General features: G+C 40.7%; 17 protein-coding genes and 1 pseudogene. 9 read left to right on the forward strand and 9 right to left on the reverse strand.

From position 1 onward, the window contains the following. Positions 1 to 11 precede the first annotated feature (11 nt). The gene (locus tag H5200_RS01255; protein ID WP_182739500.1) at positions 12 to 1169 is read right to left on the reverse strand and encodes an efflux RND transporter periplasmic adaptor subunit; all 1158 of its coding nucleotides are present in this window, start codon (positions 1167 to 1169) and stop codon (positions 12 to 14) included. 408 nt (positions 1170 to 1577) lie between these two features. Beyond that, a complete protein-coding gene (locus tag H5200_RS01260; protein ID WP_182760772.1) occupies positions 1578 to 3278 on the reverse strand; it encodes a cyanophycinase in 1701 nt (566 codons plus the stop codon). A gap of 339 nt (positions 3279 to 3617) precedes the next feature. Here H5200_RS01260 and H5200_RS01265 point away from each other — a divergent pair, with 339 nt between their 5' ends. From H5200_RS01265 to iadA, 3 genes are all read left to right on the forward strand, one after another. Then, entirely contained in the window at positions 3618 to 6548 is a 2931-nt protein-coding gene (locus H5200_RS01265) for a TonB-dependent receptor domain-containing protein (protein WP_182760773.1), read from the forward strand. Positions 6549 to 6711: 163 nt separating this feature from the next. Next, positions 6712 to 8118 (forward strand): putative basic amino acid antiporter YfcC, encoded by a 1407-nt coding sequence (gene yfcC / locus H5200_RS01270; protein ID WP_182760774.1) that lies wholly within the window; start codon positions 6712 to 6714, stop codon positions 8116 to 8118. Between the two features lie 12 nt (positions 8119 to 8130). Beyond that, positions 8131 to 9297: a beta-aspartyl-peptidase gene (gene iadA / locus H5200_RS01275; RefSeq protein WP_182717601.1), complete on the forward strand. Its 1167-nt coding sequence runs from the start codon at positions 8131 to 8133 to the stop codon at positions 9295 to 9297. A 27-nt stretch (positions 9298 to 9324) separates the two neighbouring features. Here iadA and H5200_RS01280 read toward each other — a convergent pair whose 3' ends face one another. The 3 genes from H5200_RS01280 to H5200_RS01290 all read right to left on the reverse strand — a co-directional run bounded on the left by H5200_RS01280 (position 9325) and on the right by H5200_RS01290 (position 12684). Further along, complete coding sequence (locus tag H5200_RS01280) at positions 9325 to 10623, reverse strand: hemolysin family protein (protein ID WP_182717602.1); 1299 nt, start codon at positions 10621 to 10623, stop codon at positions 9325 to 9327. A 131-nt stretch (positions 10624 to 10754) separates the two neighbouring features. After that, a complete protein-coding gene (locus H5200_RS01285; RefSeq protein WP_259399157.1) occupies positions 10755 to 11537 on the reverse strand; it encodes an ABC transporter substrate-binding protein in 783 nt (260 codons plus the stop codon). 34 nt (positions 11538 to 11571) lie between these two features. Next, entirely contained in the window at positions 11572 to 12684 is a 1113-nt protein-coding gene (locus H5200_RS01290; protein ID WP_182760775.1) for an arginase family protein, read from the reverse strand. A gap of 429 nt (positions 12685 to 13113) precedes the next feature. Between H5200_RS01290 and udp the strand changes: the two genes are divergently transcribed. Continuing rightward, positions 13114 to 13869 carry a uridine phosphorylase gene (gene udp, locus H5200_RS01295; protein ID WP_149979966.1) on the forward strand — a complete coding sequence of 252 codons (756 nt, stop codon included), beginning with the start codon at positions 13114 to 13116 and terminating at the stop codon, positions 13867 to 13869. On the opposite strand, the gene cdd is transcribed toward udp, so the two are convergent. From cdd to ppc, 3 genes are all read right to left on the reverse strand, one after another. After that, positions 13850 to 14782, reverse strand: a complete 933-nt coding sequence (cdd, locus tag H5200_RS01300; RefSeq protein ID WP_145234421.1) for a cytidine deaminase — start codon at positions 14780 to 14782, stop codon at positions 13850 to 13852. The two genes, udp and cdd, sit on opposite strands and share 20 nt — an antisense overlap. A 48-nt stretch (positions 14783 to 14830) precedes the next feature. Next, positions 14831 to 15208, reverse strand: a complete 378-nt coding sequence (locus H5200_RS01305; RefSeq protein ID WP_145234423.1) for a hypothetical protein — start codon at positions 15206 to 15208, stop codon at positions 14831 to 14833. A gap of 399 nt (positions 15209 to 15607) precedes the next feature. Further along, positions 15608 to 18253: a phosphoenolpyruvate carboxylase gene (gene ppc / locus H5200_RS01310; RefSeq protein ID WP_182717606.1), complete on the reverse strand. Its 2646-nt coding sequence runs from the start codon at positions 18251 to 18253 to the stop codon at positions 15608 to 15610. A 220-nt stretch (positions 18254 to 18473) separates the two neighbouring features. Here ppc and H5200_RS01315 point away from each other — a divergent pair, with 220 nt between their 5' ends. Genes H5200_RS01315 through H5200_RS01325 form a run of 3 tightly spaced genes read left to right on the forward strand, consistent with a single transcriptional unit; the run spans position 18474 to position 20197 of the window. Next, positions 18474 to 18839, forward strand: coding sequence for a thiol-disulfide oxidoreductase DCC family protein (locus tag H5200_RS01315; RefSeq protein ID WP_182717607.1), 366 nt, complete (start codon positions 18474 to 18476; stop codon positions 18837 to 18839). Then, positions 18839 to 19573, forward strand: coding sequence for an SDR family NAD(P)-dependent oxidoreductase (locus H5200_RS01320; protein ID WP_182760776.1), 735 nt, complete (start codon positions 18839 to 18841; stop codon positions 19571 to 19573). The genes H5200_RS01315 and H5200_RS01320 overlap by 1 nt, the downstream gene beginning before the upstream one ends. 9 nt (positions 19574 to 19582) lie before the next feature. Continuing rightward, positions 19583 to 20197, forward strand: coding sequence for a flavin reductase family protein (locus H5200_RS01325; protein WP_145234432.1), 615 nt, complete (start codon positions 19583 to 19585; stop codon positions 20195 to 20197). A 186-nt stretch (positions 20198 to 20383) separates the two neighbouring features. Here H5200_RS01325 and H5200_RS01330 read toward each other — a convergent pair whose 3' ends face one another. Beyond that, positions 20384 to 21193: a peptidase S8 gene (locus tag H5200_RS01330; RefSeq protein WP_182739494.1), complete on the reverse strand. Its 810-nt coding sequence runs from the start codon at positions 21191 to 21193 to the stop codon at positions 20384 to 20386. Positions 21194 to 21423: 230 nt separating this feature from the next. Here H5200_RS01330 and H5200_RS01335 point away from each other — a divergent pair, with 230 nt between their 5' ends. Beyond that, entirely contained in the window at positions 21424 to 22398 is a 975-nt protein-coding gene (locus H5200_RS01335; protein WP_182760777.1) for a transposase, read from the forward strand. A gap of 197 nt (positions 22399 to 22595) precedes the next feature. After that, positions 22596 to 23105: pseudogene (gene ycaC, locus H5200_RS01340) on the forward strand (isochorismate family cysteine hydrolase YcaC); the annotation flags it as partial. Between the last annotated feature and the right edge of the window lie 58 nt (positions 23106 to 23163).

Here is a 23163-nt window from a genome sequence, read left to right on the forward strand (position 1 = left end):
AAAATGCTCCGTTATTGAGTTTTAGCAGCTGAGTCGGCAGGCACTGCATTAACAGGTGCGCCCGGTGCTATTTTTTGTAAACCTTCAACAATCAGTTGATCGCCGTCGTTCAAGCCACTTGTCACTAACCAGTTAGCACCTACTGTGCGGTCAGTTTTTAATACTCGCGCTTCAACAGTATTGTCTTTACTCACCACCATCGCTGTAGGCTCACCTTTGCTATTACGACTCACACCACGTTGTGGTACTAAAATAGCATCAGACTTAACACCTTCAACAACCACAGCTCTGACGTACATACCTGGTAATAATAGCTTTTCTGGATTTGGAAATTCTGCTCGTAAAGTCACTGAGCCAGTGCTTGGATCAACAGCCACTTCAGAAAACTGCAAAGTGCCAGTGTGCGGATACACTGAGCCATCTTCCATAGTGAGTTCAACCTTTGATTGCGCAGTAAGATCTTTGTCAAGCTCACCATTGGCAATCGCTTTTTTCAAGCGAGTCAACTCACTACTTGACTGTGTAAGGTCAATATAAATTGGGTCAAGCTGAGTGACGGTTGCTAACACGGTTGCTTGATTAGCACTTACCAAAGCACCTACGGTCACGTTCGATTTGCCAATTTGACCACTAATAGGTGATGAAACCTTACTATAGTTAAAATTGATCTGTGCGGTTTTAAGCTGCGCTTGAGCCGTTAATAAATCAGCCTGGGCGCCTTTATAGCTTGCGTCGGCTTCATCAAAATCTTGTTGGCTGACCGCTTTTATTGCTAGTAACTCAGAATAACGATCTGATTTAGCCTTTGCATTAGCAATGCTTGCTTGTGCCTTACTAATAGCGGCTTTACTGGTTGCCACTTGCGCTTCAAATGTAGCTGGGTCGATTTGATATAAAGCCTGACCTTTTTTAACTTCAGCACCTTGAGTGAATAAACGTGATTGAATAATACCGCTTACCTGAGGACGAATCTCCGCCACTTGAGACGCAGTTACTCGTCCAGGAAGCTCCTTAGTAAGTGTTAATGGTTGGCTTTTTAATGTAATTACGCCAACAGGAGCTGGCTGCGAAGCAGGCGCATTCGCCTGCTGAGTTTGATCGCAACCGGATAAAGCAACTGCACTTGCCAAAGCGGTGACAGTAAAAAGAACGACGCGAGAACGCTGCATGTTAACTACCCTTAATTTAGAATGAACGATCATTCTAAATTAAATTATTACATTTTCCAATGTTAATTGAGAATTATTTTTAAAAGATCTAAGAGCATGTAAAGTGATGTAAAAAGACTTGACGGTGAGCTAAAAAACAGAACAACTCGATTGCTAATTGCAGGTACAAAAAGAGTTAATTTTATCTTTAATGAGCATAACAATGCAGATGCAGTAAACATTAAAAGTAGTCATTTTGAACGTCTGGAACTAAAAGCGACACAGCAAGCAGATGTTCAATCATCGGTTGTAAGATTTGAGGGTAAATGGGTAGCAATATATCCAAATTGGTGTTGTTGACAATTTAACACATTACTTAGTCATTTAAAGAAAAGCTACTGTGAGTAACAGTAGCTCTTCATCAAAGCATCATTGAATCGTCGTAATATTAACGCTAAGTCGTTCAATTGCACAGCCATAACTGCTTGGACTTATTCTCTGATACTGGGTATTTTTGCTGGCATTTAAAGTCACTATAAACTCATCTTGCTGACCTACCGCTGACTGCTCATTAGCTAAACACATTGCTTGAGTAAGCGAGCGCAATTTAGCATCAGTGAGTATGTTATTAAAACGCTGCATTGGCAAAGGCGGTATTTTAATTGCAGGCAAAGCACTGTCTATAGTACGTTGGTTTAATTGGTAGCCTTGAGGTGTTACATCAATAATCGCACCAGCTGGCCAAAATGAATAATCAAAACTGTATTTATCTTTGCCCTTATTTAAATGCACAACCCCATGCTTACCTAGCACTGTCACAATCGTACTCTGTTGTGATTTTATGAACACTAAAGCTGTCGTTTCATCAACACCAAAGCCATACTGTTGCCCTGTTTTTGCAAGCAATGTCGCTAAACGCACAGTGCGATTTCGCTCACTAAAATGGGTGTCAACTATACCTGCACTAAAGCTGCCCAGCCCACCATTAGTTTGATAGGTTAATGTATCTGCGCTTAGCCCTTGATTACAATCATCTTCACAACGTTCACTCGGTGCAGAAACTGCGTGCGCACCATCACGTAATGCAGCTAAACTAGTGCCATTAGTGATCATAGCAACACTACCAAACTGGTTACTGCCGCCACTTTGAATGGCTGTGCCTGCACTTGTACCTACCAATAGCGGACGTGAACGTATAGCATCGGTCCATGGATACGGCTTGCCCGTATCATCAAATAACACTTTTCGAGTTAAACTTTGATCGCCACCATTGAGCATAATACCTGTTGCTGATTCGATTTTTGCAACTAAATTATCAACACCCGCGTCGCATAGTTGTTGCTCAGCTTGAATACGGTCAGGATAGATTTTGTGGCGATTAAACACCTGCATGTTTTGCTGGCGAAATTGCGCTAGCTTTTCACATTGCCCAGTTGTGATTGCTTGCGCTAATGCCGGAGTTAATGCCAGCCATGAACTTTTAATACGATCAAAATCCAGTAAGCCTTCGTAAAAGTCAGCCGATTCATAAGGGTCGCGACTCGATGCTGTGATAGCTAATAAGCTCGGCTGTTTACTATTTACTTTAGCTGTTGCAGAAATAAAATTAACTATATCATTAGCAGCCGGCTCATTATTTTGTTTACTTTGCACCGTTTCTTTTATGCGCTGGCCTTTAGCATCAACAACCGCCACTTCCAGCATATCAGTGACAAAGTTATATTCTCGATCAGTTAAATTATTGAGCGAGCGGCTATCTAAATCCCGCCAAGCCCATAGCAACGACCCTTTATCGATAAGATTAGGCTGTTGCTTGGCAATTTTTGATAAAACCCGCAAGGTTTCATTGCGATTATTAGTACTATCATCAGGCCATTGGCTTTTTATTTCTTGTAGTGCTTTGCCCGTCAATTGAAATTGATTCGCTTTTTTTCCTATTAATGATGTTTTTTCAATGCAATTTTCAGGACTAAAACTTGAACAAGTCGTTAATGCACCACCAATTAACAGCAAGGTTTGCTCAGTTTGATTTGCAGATATATTCGCCGAAAAAGCAGCCATTACCAGTGTAAAAGCAGCAAAAAAACCATATTTAGGGCTCTTTGCAAGATGTTCCCAAAAGTTTTCCATAATGTTATACTCATGTAAAAAATGATAAAAAATAGCTTGCAGTAAAACTTTATGCTTGCTATAAAAATAAGGAACTTTTAAATCGCGAGTAAGCTAGCACCCAAATACTAGCTTTGTCAAAAACCTTTTGGATTGGAATTATGTTTAAAAACGCAACATCGCTGTGTACATATTTCTACTCTCCTCACTACCTTTCGGAGTGGTTTGACGAGTAGCCACTACCTCACATTCTCTGTGAGGGGCTAACTGTGTCTATCGATCACGGCCCTGTCTAAATAATCAAAAAATAAGCACTGTGCAGTACACCTGTGCTTAAAATAAAGACAAAGGTAAACCAATATGTTTCGTCAATTAACTATTGCAACGGCAATAAGCGCAGTGCTTTGCCCAACTTTTTTGTATGCGCAAGAAAACACTAAAGCTGAAAACATTGAACGAGTAGAAGTCACCGGATCACGTTTAAAAGGCGTCGATCTTGAAGGAACGATTCCACTAACGGTATTAGACCAAGATGCCATCAAACGCTCTGGCGCCAACACGATTCACGAATTACTAAAGGATTTATCCGTGTTCAAAGGTGGTAGCGGCACTTTTTCCACTTCAGAAAGCGGTGGCACGTCCACTTCAACACCTGCGGGACAATCTGCAGCAAGCCTACGTGGCATGGGCCCATCAGCCACATTAACACTGATTAATGGTCGTCGTGTTGCGCCCAGTTCATTTGCCGCTGGCACGGAAAACTTTGTCGATGTGAACTCAATTCCACTTGCAGCTATCGAGCGCATTGATATTCTTGCAACCGGTGCATCAGCGGTTTACGGTGCAGATGCCGTAGCAGGTGTAATTAACTATATTTTAAAAGATGACTTTGAAGGCGCTGAAGTAAACGCATCCTACGCAAATAGCTTTAACAGCCATGACGAAGGTAAAAAACAGCTTAACCTAGTATACGGTACAAAAATTGGTGAGAGTAACTTAACGGTTTTTGCCGATATTTTTGACCGTAACGCATTTAAAGCAACCGATCGAGATTTCACTGCATCATCACCACTGGTGAATAGTTATTCGTACTTACCAAAACTTGAAAACGCGCCAAATATTTATTATTACAGCTCGCGTGATGGGAATGAATTGCCAGCGCCAAATTGCCAGACTGAATTAGTTACAACTGAATTTGGTGAAGACATTTGTGCCTATTACCCAAATCAAGACGATTATCTGGATACGCCATTTGAGAGTCTATCGACTGGCTTTATGTTCAATAGCAGCTTAGGCGGTCTTGATTGGCATACTGACTTTTTCTATAGCCAAACAAAGGCAAAAGCGTACTCGTCACCCTCACCGATTAATCAAATAAATGATGAAGATGGTCCTTTCATTTTAGAAGATGCGCTGTTCATTTATGATAATGCAGATGGCAGTAATGATTTGATGGATCAAGTGTTTATTGACCCATTTGAATTTGATACGCAAGCTGGCCGCGAAGTTTACGGCTTTGGCTTTGATGCGCGTTTTAATGCCCCACGTACTGTCGAAGTAGAAACTAAAAACTTCCGCTTAGTGAGTAGCCTTGCAGGTGATGTTGGTGACTGGAGCTGGGAGTCAGGCGTAACCTTTTCTCGCTCAAGCTCTGAGCAAGAAGCCATTGATGGTATTTACAATCGCTATCAATTTCATGCCGCCATTACTGGTGAACTATGCTCAGACGGTACATTAGCAAACTACGACGGCGCAAACCTTAACTGTGTATCAGGCGATTTACTGCCATTTTATAATCCATTTGTGCAAGGCGATGCCGCCAACGATGCGGTTTTAGCAACGGCACAGGCACGTCCAACACGCAGTGGCGAAAGCACCGTATACGGCTGGGATGTAAACTTTAACGGTGAGCTATTCACCTTTAATGATTTACCCGCTTATGCATCATTTGGAGTTGAAGCTCGCCGTGAAGAATTAACTGACATTCCATCACTTGACTCGCAAGCACGCCCTGAAAACGGCTACTTAGTGGATGTATTTGGTTTTGGCTCGAGCTTATCAGAGGCTGATCGCACTCAATACGCGGCGTTCGCAGAAATAAGTGTATCATTGACCGATCAAGTTGAGCTACAGGCGGCAGGACGTTACGATCATTATGACGATTTTGGCGGCACCTTTAATCCAAAAATAGGCTTAAGCTATCGTCCTAACGACTCGTTAGTGTTACGTGGCTCATGGTCTACGTCATTCCGTGCCCCTTCTCTTACGCAAGCTGGTGTTAAATTAAGAACCACTCAATCAACCTTCGATTGCGGTGCTAACCAAGCAGTATCTGATCTTTATTGTATGGGCCAAGGAACAGAGGTAAGTGTTAACTCACTCGAGCTTGGAAATAAAAATCTTAAAGCTGAAGAATCAGAAGCTATTAGTGTTGGTTTTGCTTGGAGCCCAAGCGCTGATACTAACCTAACCGTTGATTACTGGCAGTTTGATCACGAAGAAGTGATTGATACTAATATGACTGCGGTGCTAGATCGTGCCATTACTGATGCATCACTGCGCCATTGCGGTATTGTCCCAGAAGGTCAACAAGGTATTTCTTACGATAATGAGCTATGTGATATCAGTGACAATAGTGGTTTAAGTATCGAGCAAGATGGTGCCAACCTAAATGAAATTTTAGATAACTATATTACCGAGTTTAACCCACGTGATGATGAGCTATTTTTACCATTATTTCGTGACCATGTTATCCCACTTGAAAATACCGGCACACAAACATTAGCAGGGATTGATATTAAGTTTGATCACCGTTTTAGGCTTTCAGGTGGCGATTTAACTTTTGCATTTGATGGCACGCACTATCTTGAATTTGAGCGCAATAAACCAGGCTCTGATGCCATTGAAAAGTTAGTTGGCACGTATCGCTACCCTGAAAACATCGGTCGTATGTCAATCGATTGGGAAGCTCAAAGCTACTACCTAAACCTTGGCGCAAATTACACCAGCAGCTATGATGATGACATTGAAGGACTTAGAGGCCGTGAAATTGATGAACTGGAAAGTTTAGGTAAACTTGACTCACAAGGTAATCATCAAGTTGACGATTGGCTCGTATGGGATTTATCTGCAGGTTACTACGTAAATAAAGCCCTTACCTTAAGAGCGCGCATTGATAATATTTTTGACAAAGAGCCGCCACAGCTATACGGCTCAAGTCGTGGTTTTGATTCTATAAACCATAATGCTTATGGCGCGCGTTATACATTTAGTGTCAGCTATCGTTTCTAAAAATTATACGCGCCGTGCTAGTCGCTGTGCGTAACACCATCCAAATTGTACTAAGTGGCTTTGCTTTGTAGAGTAAGGTCACTTATTCAAATAAACTTCGTGTTAAAATAAGCAGGTGTGCGGCTTAGTCTAAGCAACCTATTTCTTTGCGAAAAGTGAAATTATGAAAAACAAACAATTTACTATGCCTGATGCAAGTATCATCTTGTTATCAGTTGCATTAATTGCCTACTTGGCAACCTTGTTTATTACTCCTGGGATGTTTAACTCCCAAAAAGATAGCCACAATGTTGAACTTTCTCAATACCAAACAGTGGCTGTTAGCGAGCAAACACCGCTGTTTGCTGAAGGCGGTGAAATTGGTCTGGCAAATGTGTTGTTTGAAGGTTTAGTCTCGGGTGACAAGTACGGCGCAACTATCGGTGTTATGGCGTTTATATTAATTACTGGTGGTGCATTCGGTATCATTATGAAAACGGGCGCAATTAATAACGGTATTATGGCGCTTATCAATAAAACACAACGAATTGAATGGCTGTTTCTACCATTATTATTTGTGTTATTTTCCTTAGGTGGCGCAGTATTTGGTATGGGTGAAGAAGCCATTGCTTTTTGTATTGTGTTGCTACCGATCATGAAACAGCTCGGCTATGATGCCAAAGTAACGGTTTTAACTACGTATGTTGCCACACAAATTGGCTTTGCAACGTCTTGGATGAATCCTTTTAGTATTGCAATTGCACAATCTATTGCCGAAATACCGGTTTTTTCTGGGGCTGGCTTTAGAATGATCGCATGGGTTGTGTTTACACTATTTGGTTTATTTTTTACTGTACGTTATGCCAACTCGATCAGAACCATCAACACCGCGCAAAGCAATTCCCCTACTGAGATAAAATTAGATACCGCCGATAAACTTATTTTGATTACATTTATAGCGGGTATTACTTGGGTTGTATGGGGTGTGATGGCGCGCCAATACTATATTCCAGAGCTCGCAGCACAGTTTTTTTGTATTGGTGTGCTCAGTGCTTTTATCGCCAGTATTTTTAATAAACAAACAGCTAACCAAAGTGCTGATGCATTTAAACATGGCGCACAAGAATTGTTGCCCGCAGCCATGTTAGTCGCTCTTGCCAAAGGGGTGGTATTATTACTTGGCGGCAGTGATTTAAATGCACCGTCAACCTTAAATACATTACTTTATCATAGTGCTAGTAGTATCGCTGCGGTACCAGACTTTGTTGCGGCATGGGGAATGTTATTATTTCAAAGTGTGTTTAACTTTTTTGTTTCTTCAGGGTCCGGCCAAGCCGCTATCACTATGCCACTGATGTCTCCATTAGGCGATTTACTCAATGTCTCACGACAAATTGTGGTATTAGCTTTTCAGTTTGGCGATGGCTTAACGAATATATTCATTCCAACCTCAGCCAGCTTGATCGGTTGCTTAGGTATTGTAAAGCTTGATTGGAGCGAATGGGCAGCCTTTATTTGGCGTTTCACTTTAGCATTATTTACTTTAGCAAGCGGCTTTATATTTCTTGCTTATTTTATCAATTATCAATAAAAAGACTTCACTATGTTGACATTAATTCGAGGTGCAAACCTTTATACTCCAAGCCCTCAAGGGCAGATGGATGTACTCATCGCTGGTTCTAAAGTGATTGATTTTCGAACCGAGATCAAACTAGAAAGTAATACCGAAGTAAAGATTATCGATGGCCGAGGAAACATTCTAGTACCAGGCTTTGTTGACTCTTTGGTCCATATTACAGGCGGTGGCGGCGAAGCAGGTTTTACTAGTCGAACGCCAGAAATGAACTTAACTGATGCCACCTTAGCAGGTATTACAACCGTTATTGCAGCGCTGGGCACTGACTCAAGCAGTCGCACACTAACCAACTTAGTTGCTAAAGCGAAAGGCTTAAAAGAGCTTGGTCTTAATGTATTTTGCCATACTGGCTCTTATCACTTACCCGCTAAAACACTGACGGGTAGTATTACAAATGACCTAATGTATATTGACGAGTTTATTGGCGTAGGCGAAGTGGCAATTTCAGATCACCGTAGCAGCCAACCCACCGTTCAACAACTCGCAGAGTTGGCAGCAGAAGCAAAAGTCGCCGGCATGCTAAGCGCAAAAAAAGGCACCGTGAGCATTCATGTCGGCCCCGTTAATAGTCACTTAGCGATTCTGCATGAGGTTGATAAAAATACTGATATTTCATTGAGTCAGTTTTATCCAACACACATGAATAGAAATAAAGCGCTGCTTGACGCTGGGATTTTATTTTGTGAAGCCGGCGGTACAATTGATTTTACCACCAGCACAACTGAGTATGATCTTGCTCATGGCGAATATGCTGCCGCGCAAGCGTTAGCTTACTGTTTAACACACAATGTTAAGCCAACACAATTGACTATGAGTTCAGATGGCCATGCCAGCCTGCCAATATTTGACGAGCAATTTAATTTGCTCGGGCTTGAAATTGGTAAAGAAGCCTCTCTGTTAGGTGCTTTTCAACAAGCTGTACATCAATATGAGGTGAGTATAGAGCACGCATTAATGGCCATAACCACTAATCCCGCTAATGTACTGGGGATTAAAAAAGGCACTATTAGCAAAGGCTCAGACGCCGACTTAGTTTTACTTGATAGCAACACTTTAGCGCCACAACATGTATGGAGTAATGGCATTCATATGGTTGAGCAAGGGTTTGCAATAATAAAAGGCGCTTTTGAATAAATAATGAGGCGCATAGCGCCTCACGTTTTATTGTAAGACTGGTTCTACCGGTAGTATTTTAGACACCAATAATTGCTCAACTCGGATCCCTTCAACATCCACCACTTCAAATTTAAAACCTGCGAATTGAATATATTCTGCACGTTTAGGAATTCGCTTCATGGTATAAATTAAAAATCCGGCAACAGTTTCATAATGCATTTGCTCTGGAAATTCATCCACACCGAGCACTTTTGCCAGCTCAACGGCTGGGGTTAAACCATCAACTAACCATGAATTTGCATCACGTGCGATAATTAATTCATCACCATTATGGGTGATCAAATCTCCCATAAAGCCTTTCATAAGATCTTTAACTGTCACAATTCCCACGACAAGTGCGTATTCATTTACCACCACTGCGAAGGGTTTTGCTGCGCCTTTAAAGGCATTTAATGCCTCTGACAAACTCAGTGTTTCTGGTAGATAAAAAATCTCTTTTTCGAGCATTTCGTCGTTAATATTCGCTGCATCGCCTTTGAGCACTTGGCGAAGAATATCTTTTGATTCAACTGAGCCAATTAATTTATCTAAATTGCCATTGCATACCAAAAAATGATTATGTGGATGATCAATGATTTTGCCCGAAATACTATCGCTGGCTTCGTTAATATCAAAGTAGACTATTTGATCTCTAGGTGACATTACACTCGATAAAAAGCGCGCTTCTAAATCAAATACATTACCAATTAAATCATATTCTTGTTGTTGTAAGCTGCCATATTCTGCGCCTGCATCCATCATTGCGACTATGTCTTCGGTGGTTACAATGTCTTCACGCTCTGCCGGCACATTGAATAAGCGTAAAACAATGTTAGTTACACCATTAAAAAACAATACTAACGGTGTTAATGCATACGTTACCCAACGCATAATCGTGACTACGCGAACCGCAACTGCCTCTGGTAGGATCATAGCTAAGCGTTTTGGTAATAAATCAGCAAATAAAATAAACAATGAAGTAATTGTCAAAAACGACAGTAAAAAGCTAATTTGCGCCAGTAACGGTCCTTGATAAAATAACACAAGCACACTTTCAACATAAGGTGAAAGCGCTTGTTCGCCCACTATACCGCCTAAAATAGCAATTGCATTAAGGGCAATTTGGATCATGGCAAAAAAAGCACCGGGTTGCTCTTGCAGCTTTAACACTGCAGCCGCTTTAGCATTGCCTTCGTCAGCCATGACTCTTAATTTAATTTTACGTGATGCTGCGATGGCGATTTCCGACATAGCAAATAACGCACTGATCAAGATTAATAAACCAATCCCGATTAAGTCACCCATTTATAACTCCAAAAATAAGCGCTTTTATAAGCAAAAGCAGCTGGATTATAACCCCTTTTAAAGGTTGGGCAATTTAAATTTAATTAATATTAAAAGTAATTAAATATCAGTGCATTACCAACAATAAAAGCTTACTGATACGCGTTGAATGCGTTGCTGAGTTTGGTTTGAGTTGGCTTATCTAGCGCTTTGTTACAAGCAAAATACAGTGCTGGTTGCGTGATCTTGAGTCTTAAAATTGGTGTTAACTTGTCAGTAACCTGCCTTTTAGACTGTTCAAATTTAACGCGTTGTTCAGGTAATACGACGATATCGATAGTGCTTTGACGGCTTTGAACTATTTTAAAAATATTATCAAAACTATTCATCAGCATTAGATTTACACCTTCTTCAAAGCCCTGTGATAATAAAAAGTGATGGCTGTAATTATCTTTTAATACCGCAATTCGGTATTGCTTTGCTTGCTCTAGGGAATCTATAACGATGCTTTTCGAATTCAAAGCATAAAGATAAGTGTTCAACTGTGCTAATTCTGCAATCCAAATAAATTGCTTTTCACGAGAAGTTGAGCGCGCCATAGAAAAAATGCACGTTTGCGGATCGCGCAGTACCATATTAAATGCAGTACTCCAACTATGCACTGAAATTGTATAATCGAGTGTTGAAGAAGCTAACACCATTTGAACTTTATCAGCGATATAGCCAACAAGTTGTTCGTTTTCATCAAGATATTGAGCAGGCGGAAAATATTCCGTCACCACATTTAATTTAGCGAGACTTTGATTACTTAAGATTATAAATAAAAAATAACACCACTTAGCCACTCTTGCCCCACCGATTATTACTTTAAGCATCTGTTGATGTAAATTAAATATAACGGCAAATAGCTGATTTGTGAATTTAAAAAGCAGCATGCCGTAGCAGGCTGCTTAAATGAACTGTTATTGACTATGCGCGGTTCATGGCATTAATTAAAAATGCTGAAATTTTTGCACCTTCTCTAAGCGTTGTATCTGAACTCGATTGACCAATCAGTGAACTGTCAGTAAATGGGGCAATTTCCATCATATCAGCGCCAGTGATCGGAAATTCATCAGCCAAAGCAACCAAGATATCCAAAGCATGCTGCGGCGTTAAACCGTTCCCTTCGGGTGTGCCTGTTGCTGATGCAAACTCTTCATCGAGGGCGTCAATATCAAAGCTGACGTAGAGTTCATCAACATTGTCAGCTTTAAGCTGAGCAATGACTTCTGCGGCAATTGCCGGCGCGCCTCGTTCGATGATCTCATGGGCCCAATGTTGTTTAACGCCAAAGGTAGATTCCCAGTGCTCTTTTGGCTTACCGCTTGAACGAATACCAAATTGGATCAGATGATGCGGTGCAGGTAAAAACTCCAAAATATGAGTGCACCACGAGCCAAAACATAAATCGATACCTAAACGTTCAACGAGTAAATCGGTATGCGCATCAAAGTGAATAATCGCAGTGCGTTTACCTTGCGCACGCTTTGCCTTCAAATACGCTTTAGTTAACGGGTAACTAATTGAATGATCACCACCAATACCAAAAATGCCTTTATCAGTAAACGTTGCATAAAAGCTATCGCATACATCTTCAGTGATAGACAACGGGCTGACATAATACTCACTGCTTGGATTACCATATAATGCCTGTTGGCAATTACTGATAGTCGCGTCGTTTAAATATTTATCATGCAGTAAATGTGGGATAACCCTTACATCACCTAAATCAAACGACTTTGCCTGAGGCTGCTGATCAATCAATGTTGAGCGTAAAAACAATGGCCCCCAGTTGGCGCCGCGTAAAATGCCACCACCACAGTCAGAGCTAATACCTAAAGTCACCGCTTTATGCTCACTTTGACTAAGTGTATCGAGTGATGCACGCCATAGCGTATCGATATTATCTTCTTGCCCATACAGTTTCATACGCAGCGCCGCTTTACGTTCTTTTGCAGTATTAACCGTAAAAACGCCATCGCCCGGCGGACATAAACAGTGCTCAACTTTACTTTTAAATGTGTGCCATTGTGTGCTCATTGCAATTCCTTACTGTGTGCTTTTGCGTAGTTATGCAAAAGAGCGTTGTTGAAAATAAAATTAATAAAAGATTAACGCGCCGATTTTCACTCGCAATTTTATTACTCTCGCCGCTTTAGCTACATTTTAAATAACTATATAAACCTCTTTAATAACAATTGGTTATACTTATTTATCCAACAACGTATAAACTAAAATAGAGTGCCTAGTAGGATTGATATAGTGTCTATGAATACAAGTCAACTACCGGCGATGACACAAATTAAAGTCAGTTGCTTGAATATTCAAAGAGAATGAATAAATTTGATAACGGACATCCGTCCTGTACAAGGCAATGCATTGTAGTAATTATGCTAAATTGACAACAACTCTTTATAAATTAGCGTTATTAACTGACGTTAGAACAAAAGTTATAAATAAGGCCCCGCTATGGAAAAGGTATTTCACTTAGGACTCACCCGCGACGATCTACACGGTGCAAAACTTGCAATTGTACCGGGCGATCCAGATCGTGCAGCACGTATTTCAACTTTTCTCGAAAACCCAACTTGCCTCGTCCAAACCCGAGAATTTCATGCTTACTTAGGTCAACTTAACGGTAACTCTGTGGTTATTTGCTCAACCGGTATTGGTGGTCCTTCAACCTCCATTGCAGTAGAAGAGCTGGCGCAATTGGGAGTTGAAACATTCTTACGAATTGGCACAACTGGCGCTATTCAACCTCATATTAATGAAGGTGATATTTTAATCAGCCAAGCATCTGTGCGTTTAGATGGTGCGAGCCAACATTTTGCGCCATTGAACTACCCTGCGGTGTCTGACTTTTTCGCCACTCAAGCGATGGTAAATGCGTGCGGTAATTTAGGCATTGATTTTCATATTGGTATTACTGCATCAAGCGATACTTTTTACCCAGGTCAAGAACGTTACGACACTTACTCGGGTTATGTACCAAAAGCATTTCAAGGTAGCTGTGAAGAATGGCAAAAGCTGGGCGTGATGAACTATGAAATGGAATCAGCAACCTTATTTACAATGTGTGCAGCACTGGGGCTAAAAGCCGCCTGTGTAGCTGGTGTGTTGGTTAATCGTACTCGCCAAGAAATCCCCAATGTAGATCACGGCGAGATTGAGAAAAAATCAGTCGCCGTGGTACTCGAAGCCGCTAAACTGCTGTTGGCTTAATATTTAAACTAATACTTTGTAGTACTGGCAAATCAGTGTAACTTGCCAGTACTGCTTGACTGACACTTAACTGATTTCCCTTACCCTGCGTTTGTAGTAACTCAATCCCTTTGACAACATCTTTAGTCATTGCCAAACCGGCTAAATGCAATTGACTCACCGCACTTTGCAGTGGTGATAAGCTCGGGCTATACGCGGCATTTTCCGCATAACAACCATAAAAATTACCATTTTCGAAAGTACTAATTTTCACTGCGCTGTAATTTTCAGAGTAAGGTACATATGCAGCCAACGCATAACTTAACAACGTTTTATCCAGTTCATCAGTTACAACAAATTCATGCTGTTGTGGAGCGGGGTTAAACAAGCTATAAGAATTACCTAAATCTTGCGGACCAAATGAGTGAGGGAGTAAATCAGCCAGCTTGAATTGCTGCTGCGGTAATAAAATATCAAAGCTCTGCGCATCAGCCAACTCATTCATAAATTGACGACAATAACCACATGGCGCATCACTGATAGCAATTTTAGCTATTTTTTTCGCGCCATTGAGCCAAGCGTTATTAATTGCCGATTGCTCAGCATGAACCACTAAGCTTAATGCTTGTTGTGCAAATTCAACATTCGCCCCAAAATAAAAATGTTGCTCACCGTGTTTATCGTAGCCAACTACAATTGCCCCAACAAAAAAATGTGAAATAGGCACAACTGCAAATTTTGCAGCAATAGGTAAACAGGCACGCAGTATAACCTCGACAGGTTGCTTATATTGCGCGCACAAAGCTGTGATATCAGCGGTATTTAAAATACCCTTGTGCTGTTTTACGTGAAGATATAACTGCTGCTGTTGTTTTTCACTGAAGCTAAAAACGCAGCTAGTTTGAGTACTTACTGTAGGCGTTAATGAAGACATAGACTAGTTTTATGATTTAATGGCTAACTAGTTTAGAAGGTTCAACGCTTAAATGCTAGGTTGATTTACTAACCAATTTTTCGCGCTGTTAAAACAATCAAAATTTTCTGCTTTTATATCAAAGCGCTGTGCTTTTTGCAAAAACAAATCGTGCATAAAACCATCAAAACTAACGACGCGAGCAATAAAGCAACTAGCTAACCACTGAGATACTGCTGGCATAATAGTCAGCAGTTCACTTGCCGGAAATTTATGCGTTAATTCAGACACATCAACGAGTAATTTATTACTGCCGTAAATAGATACATACTGCTGCGCAATTTGATAAAAGTTCATCACATCCTGTGCACTTGCCGTCCCTCTAAGCGTCATCATTATTAATGACGTAGATGCATCATACGTGATGCAAGTAGACACATTTGACATAATTACTACTCGATTATTAGTACAATTGCCATAAAATGACAAAACAACCGACATTCTAGATAAAAAAAACAGACAGTCAATATCTAGTAGCAAATCAGGTCTGACCAGAGCGTTAATACAGAATAAAGGATGGTTTTTTTTGCTAAAATGATACCAAAAAATACCTTGTTGTAACTAAGTTATAACCTGAAACAGCTTAACGATAGGAAGTAACTGTATTCAATACATCTAAGCTGAACTAAGATTAAATAAGATGTTTAATGCGGATAAATATAACTTACTTGGTAATATATGCGCCGAACCTTACCAGCACAGCGCACTGTTAGTGCTCAATTAACTAATTAATGGACCTCTCGCTGCTAAACACAGCAAAGAAGTCCACACTTAATTATTGGATAATCAACCGGTATTACGCATACCTGCAGCAATCCCAGTCATAGTAATCATTAACGCGTTATCAATGTCACCAGAGCTGCCTTCTGCCGCTTCGCGCGAACGTTTTAACAACTCAACTTGAAGCACATTCAATGGATCCGTATACGGGTTGCGCAAACCAATAGACTCTTTTATCCAAGGTTGATCGGCAAGCAAACTTTGCTGTGGACTTAACGATTGTACCAGTGAAATAGCCTGCTTGAGCTCTTTACGCAGTTTTTCACCTAGTGGTTTGTATTGCTCTTCAACTAAAGCGTCGTCGTAATGCGCACTTAACCAACAGTCCGCTTTACTGAATACCATTTCAAGCATTTCTAGACGGGCTCTGAAAAACGGCCAGCGTTGACTCATCTCATTAAGGGTGTCTATGCCGTGTTTTTCAAGTGCAGCTTGTAAACCAGTTAGTGCCCCAAGCCATGCTGGTAGCATTAAGCGATTTTGACTCCAAGCAAAAATCCACGGAATAGCTCGCAGGCTTTCAACACCACCATTGGGATTACGCTTTGCTGGACGCGAACCAAGCGGTAATTTTGATAGTTCCTGCTCTGGTGTTGCCATTCTAAAGTACGGCACAAAGTCTTCATCAAAACGCACTACATTACGGTAATGCTCACATGACTTTTCACTGATCAACGCCATTACATCACGCCATTCATCTTTTGGCTCTGGTGGTGGTAACAAATTACTTTCAAGCACAGCACCGGCATAGATGTTTAGACTTTCCAGCGCCACATTAGGTAGGCCAAATTTAAAGCGGATCATCTCCCCTTGTTCGGTAACACGCAGGCCACCTTTGAGTGAACCTGGTGGCTGTGAACGCAAGGCTTGCGCAGCAGGTGCGCCACCACGGCCAACAGTACCACCACGGCCATGGAATAATATCAGCTCAATACCACGTTGCTCTGCCAATTGTACAAGCTTATCCATTGCCTCGTATTGCGCCCACCCGGCAGCCATCATCCCAGCATCTTTGGCTGAATCTGAGTAACCTATCATAACATTCTGTATGCCCTCAGCTTGGCCTCGATACCAGTTATTATCTAGCAATTGAGTAATAACATCGCTGCCTGCATTTAAGTCATCTAAGGTTTCAAATAATGGCGCAACAGGCAGTTTAAAACTACAACCACTTTCTTTTAATAGCAGTTGTACTGCTAATACATCAGAGGCTGTGCGTGCCATTGAAATAATATATAAACCAAACGTCGACGCATCTTGCTTGGCGATTACATCAAAGGTGTCGAGGACTTCTTTTACATCAGCGCTTGGTTGCCAATGTTTAGGAATAAGCGGGCGACGAGAGTTAAGCTCGGCTAATAAAAATGCCTGCTTATCTTCTTCTTGCCATTGGTCGTAATCACCTAAACCTAAATAACGAGTGAGCTCTGAAAATACCTGACTGTGGCGTGATGAGTCTTGGCGCACATCTAGTTTAGCTAAACGAATACCAAAGCTATTAATACGACGTAACACATCTAATAATAAGCCATTGGCTACCACCGCAATGTTACTCTTAAGCAAAGAACGGTAGCATGCCTCAAGCGGCTGCTTTAACTGCTCAATGTCAGTGACGATGTCTTGTGCATCGGTGCGCTTATTCATAATTTTAGCGCCAAGATGAGCAACGGTTTCACTCACTTGCGCTTTGAGTACTTTTAATACCGCACGATACGGTTCAAAATCTTGTCCAGCGAGCTCGACTAGCTCATCACTGGCTTGTGACATAGAAAGCTCAGTGCTTAAAGTGTCGATATCGCGACTGTATAAATCCAGTGCCATCCAGCGCCCATGATCCAGCACTTGCTGCGTCACTAATGCTGTTACAAATGGATTGCCATCGCGATCGCCCCCCATCCATGAGGTAAATTCAACGGGGCTGTAATCGTTTGGTAACTCTAAATCAAGGTGCTCTTTTACTTCTTTATTAAAGTCTCGTAAAAAACGCGGAACGGCGTGCCAAAGGCTATTTTCGATAACTGCAAAACCCCATTTTGCTTCATCAATTGGGGTTGGACGTGAACGACGGATGTCGTCTGTATGCCATGCTTGGCTGATCAACTGTGCGATACGGTTTAATATATTTTCACGCTCATAAGGCAGGTTATCGGTACGCTCAAGAGCTGCTAAACAATCACTTAATTCAACGTGTTTGTTAATAATTGTACGGCGAGTTACTTCAGTTGGGTGTGCAGTTAAAACTAAATTGATATGCAGTTTAGCTAAACTTTCTGCGATTTCATTGGGATTTATTTTACCCTGCTGTGCGTGGCTAGCTAATGCTTTTAAAGTTTGTGTTAACGGGCTTAGCTGACAAAAACCCACGTCATTAAAACGAGAAATAGTATGAAACTGCTCTGCAACATTGGCTAGATTCAAAAAGTGATTAAAAGCACGTGCCACTGGCAGTAACTCTTCATCGGTTAAAGCATGCAGAACATTAATTAAGGTATGGCGGTCTTGCTCGTTTCCTGTGCGGGATGACTTAGCTAAAGCTCGAATTTCTTCTACTTTATCTAAAATCGCTTGTCCTTGGGCGTCTTTGATTGTTTGGCCTAATAATTGCCCCAATAAATTAACGTTCCCACGCAAGGCGGCATATTGTTCACTCATTCCTGATACTCCATTGTTGATGTTTATACCATAAAGGTACTAATAATAAGCCGTGTTCAATTTTTAAGTGTGGAGTGTAAAATGCGGTAAAAAATCGACACTTTGCTTACCTTTATATTTGTAAGACTCTATTAATATCATCCAAATGGATAATTTAACAGATCCAAGGCTTATTCTATTTCGTAACAAGACATAATGAATCGATGAATTTTGAGTAACTATGATTATTTTTTACGATGGTAATTGCCCGCTTTGTGTTAAAGAAATGGATTCACTTAAGCGTGCTGACACACACAACAAAATAATACTCGAAGATATAAATAAAGATGATTTTGAGCAGCGCTTTAAAAACATAAAACGCCACGATGCCATGGCGTTTTTGCATGGCCAGCGTGATAACGGTGAAATGATTTACGGATTAGATGTCACATTTGAAGCATGGCAAACTGTTGGCCGTCATTCATGGCTAAAGCTGCTACAATTGCCCATAATACGCTTTATTGCCGATCTAGGTTATCGCCTGTTTGCTAAATACCGCAGACAGATCACACGCATTTTCTGTAAATCAAGTTGTGGGATAAAATAATGACTAACGCTTATATTATTTTCGGTGCAAGTAGTGAAATTGCAAATGCGTATCTAAAAGAAATTGCCAAACACGATCCACAGGCTATGGTTTTTTGTGTAAGTCGCAGCTGTATTGACACATCCGCTGTCGGTATTGCTGTTGAGCAGTTTGTTTGTGACTATTCCAAAGCACGCTTAAGTGAATTAACAAACTTACTTAAAGAGCGCGCAATAAACCCAACTCAGGTAGTTATTTTTAACGGCCAGCTACATTATGCGCAATCTATGCCTGAAAAAAAACTCGACGATATCGATGAGCATTATTTCAATACCTTACTCAACACCAATACATTGACTCCTATTTTGTGCCTGCAAGCAATAGCGCCGCTACTTAGCCACAAAATACCTTGTACCATAACGGCCTTAAGTGCGCGAGTAGGTAGTATTACAGACAATAACTTAGGCGGCTGGTACAGCTACCGCGCCTCAAAAGCAGCACTTAATATGTTATTCAAAACAGCAGCTATTGAACTGCAACGACGCGCAAAACAAACCCGTTTAATTCTTTTTCATCCGGGCACAACAGATACTAATTTATCTAAGCCGTTTCAAAAAAATGTACCCGCAGGTAAGCTCTTTACACCTGAGTTTGTAGCATCACAACTTTATACTCTTTTACAACAACCTGAACAGCTCACTGAGGTAGGTCAACCCGCCTACATTGATTGGCAAGGTGAGCACATACACTGGTAAGGATAAACCATGCACTTTACAACAGACGCCATTAGTCAGTTAGATAAACACTACCGTACGCATTTAATAAACTCACTATCTGGTTTTAAAAGTGCCAACTTAATTGGTACTCAAGATAGTGCAGGCAACACCAACTTAGCAATTGTAAGTTCGGTTATTCACCTTGGCGCGCATCCACCGCTTGTAGGTATGATTATGCGCCCACATAGTGTACCTCGTCATACTTTCGAGAATATTTTAGCAACCGGTGTTTACACTATTAACCAAGTGAATAGCGAGATTGTGGAACAAGCTCACCAGACTTCTGCCCGTTACGATAAAAATGAATCTGAATTTGATGCTACAGGCCTTACAACCGAGTATCTGGCTAATTTTTCGGCTCCGTTTGTTGCTCAAAGCCGTTTAAAGTATGCAGTTAAATTTGTTGAACATCAACACCTTGCCGTAAATGGCACTGAGTTAGTAATCGGTGAGATTATAGACTTACATGTTGAAGACTCAGCAATTTTAGAGGATGGTTTTATCGATTTAGAGTCAATCAACACCGTCACCATTAGCGGCTTAGATAGTTATCACAAAACACACGCTATAACGCGTCTACCCTATGCTAAAAAACCTCGTTAAATAGAGCAGCTGAGCTTTGAAAATGATTGTTAAGAGTGTCATATATACTTTGAATAATTAAATATCATACTTTGATATGGTTGTTAACACTGCGCTATGGAGTAAACCTCAGCAGCAAGTGCAACGTATTATATTGAAAGTCGCAACTACCTTACAATAGACTGTTTTGGTAATTGCGACCCACACTTAAAATATTATTTTAAACATTTCTAATGAGCAAGGATACATTGCATTACAACCTATAACTGTAGGCAGAACATTGGTTCCAAAACCACCATTATTGACCGCTTGTACGTAATAACCATTAATCGATTTAAGCGCGATGTTGTCACCATTTTGAATTAATGCACCAGGGTTATTTGGTAATTCTATAGTGAACGTTTCCCATATGGATGCCGCAGTTCGGTTTGCATTAAGTGCAGCCCCACCACCTTGCTCTGCCACAAAATAGTATCCAGATGTTGTTTGGATATGTATTTCATCACCACTTAGCAAATCACCGCCATTAATATCAATTAAATTAAATTGCTCCCATGGACCAATTGCAAGACGATTTGCATTCACTGTATCCCCCCCATTATTCTCAGCCACAAGGTAATATTGGCCACCTGTTTCTAGGGAGATATTGTTTAATATAGTGGGGTTACATGGTAGCGTGGTAAAAGTGAGATCTTCACCTTGCAGTGTTGATCTGGGCGGTTTTGGATCACCATGAAACCGAAAATGATACTGCGTTCCACACTCTAAATTAGCTACTTGCGCACTCACAGGGCCATTAACTCCTGCGGGTGTGACTAAAACACTAAAGCCATAGTTTGTGGTTTCACCATAATCAATTATTTCACCACTTAAGCCAATAGTAGATGCCGAATAACCATTTAACTGCGCCGTTGTTGTCGTAATATTGCTTGCAGGTTGTGTTGTGTACTGCGTACCAGCATGCGCAATCGATGCCGTACCAAGTAAAACCACAAATAAAAGTTTTGAAGTAATCATTGTCGAGTTCCTGTGACGTTTATGCTGCTAGGATTAACAGCCCTATAAGCGTAAACGTCGACATGAAATAAAACATTACACCTCATTACAAGTCGCATAATGATAAAAAACTTACATGACACCCACTTAAATCTAAATTCAACAACTGATTCCAATTCAAACCCATCATAAAGTTGCAGTCCTATATAAAGTGACTAGTATTTTTATAGAAACACAACATTGGAGGTTTTATGGCAATCGCTCGAAAAAGACAAATTAGCCTAAGTGATACTCGCTACTATCACTGTATATCTCGTTGCGTAAGAAAAGCTTATTTATGTGGCATAGACAAGCATACGGGCCAATCGTATGAGCACCGCAGAAAATGGGTTGAAGATAAAATTATAATGCTCGCTTCAATATTTTGTATTGATGTATGCGCCTATGCTGTGATGAGTAATCATACACATATCATCCTTCATGTAGATAATAATAAAGCTAACCGCCTAAATGATAAAGCCATTGCTTTACGCTGGCACAAAGCATTTAAAGGTACTTTATTAACTCAACGCTTTGTGAAAAATGAGGTACTCTCTTCTGTCGAACTGCAATTAGTAAAGTCTAGCATTGGAGAATATCGTTCAAGGCTAATGGACATTAGCTGGTTTATGCGATCACTTAATGAGTACATTGCTCGCAAAGCTAATAAAGAAGATAATTGTAAAGGTAGATTTTGGGAGGGACGCTTTAAATCTCAAGCTTTACTTGATGAGTCAGCACTAGTGGCTTGTATGGCCTATGTCGATCTAAACCCAATCCGTGCTGGAACCGCTTCATCACCTGAAAACTCAAATTATACAAGTATTAAAAAACGTATTGCAGCAGCACAAAATGCCAAACAACCTAGGTCCTTATTTCGCTTTGCAGGTTTAACAACAAAACACACTGTAAATGGTTTGCCTTTTGAACTGAACTCTTACCTAAACCTTGTTGATAAAACAGGGCGCTGCATAAAAACAGATAAAACAGGTTATATAGATCATTCTTTGCCACCGCTACTAGAGCAACTAAACATATGCCCTGAAAACTGGCTAAAAATCACCAGTAGGTTTACTAAAGTCTTTCATGGTGCAGTTGGTAAACCAGATGCAATTGACCGGTATTGTGAACACCAACACTTTAAACGACGAAGTAACCTCAAAAATTGCGAAAAACTATTAGCGTAATACCATATAAAACAACTTTTTACTTTTTATCAGCTCAAGGCTGAAGCTTATGCTGCCAGTTATTTGCTATACTCGCCCAAAAATGAACATTTACTATTCTGAGAAGAGTTTTTTAATATCATTAGACACATAAAAACTCTTGTAACTGTATTGAAGTTAGGTGTCATTTTAATTTTTAAAAGTAGTGGATGTCTTTTAACTTACTCGCATTGGCAGACTGTGCAAAATACTTTGCGATGCCAACAATCTTAACCACCAGCTTTGAAGAGGGCCCCAACGGCCCGCTAGTACCTGAGTTAAAAGAAATGTTTCCAGATTCGCCCTACATTGCTCGGCCTGGACAAATTAACGCATGGGATAATGAAGAGTTTGTTGCCGCTATTAAAGCTACAGGAAAAAAACAAATCATTATTGCTGGAGTAGTAACTGAAGTATGCGTTGCATTCCCAGCTTTATCCGCTTTAGCAGAGGGTTTTGATGTATTCGTGATCACTGATGCTTCAGGCACCTTTAATGTAATGACTCGTGATGCAGCTTGGGATCGCATGTCAGCTGCTGGCGCACAACTTATGACCTGGTTTGGCGCAGCTTGCGAATTACATAGAGACTGGCGCAATGATGTGGAAGGACTGGGGACTCTATTCTCAAACCACATTCCAGATTATCGCAACCTAATAAATAGTTACTCAACCTTCCAACCTAAATAACATACTATTTAACAAGGGGCTGGCCCCCTTTTTTTATAACTAAAAACTAAACAATATA

This window comes from Pseudoalteromonas sp. SG43-7 (genome assembly GCF_014164295.1).
Classification (GTDB): domain Bacteria; phylum Pseudomonadota; class Gammaproteobacteria; order Enterobacterales; family Alteromonadaceae; genus Pseudoalteromonas; species Pseudoalteromonas rhizosphaerae.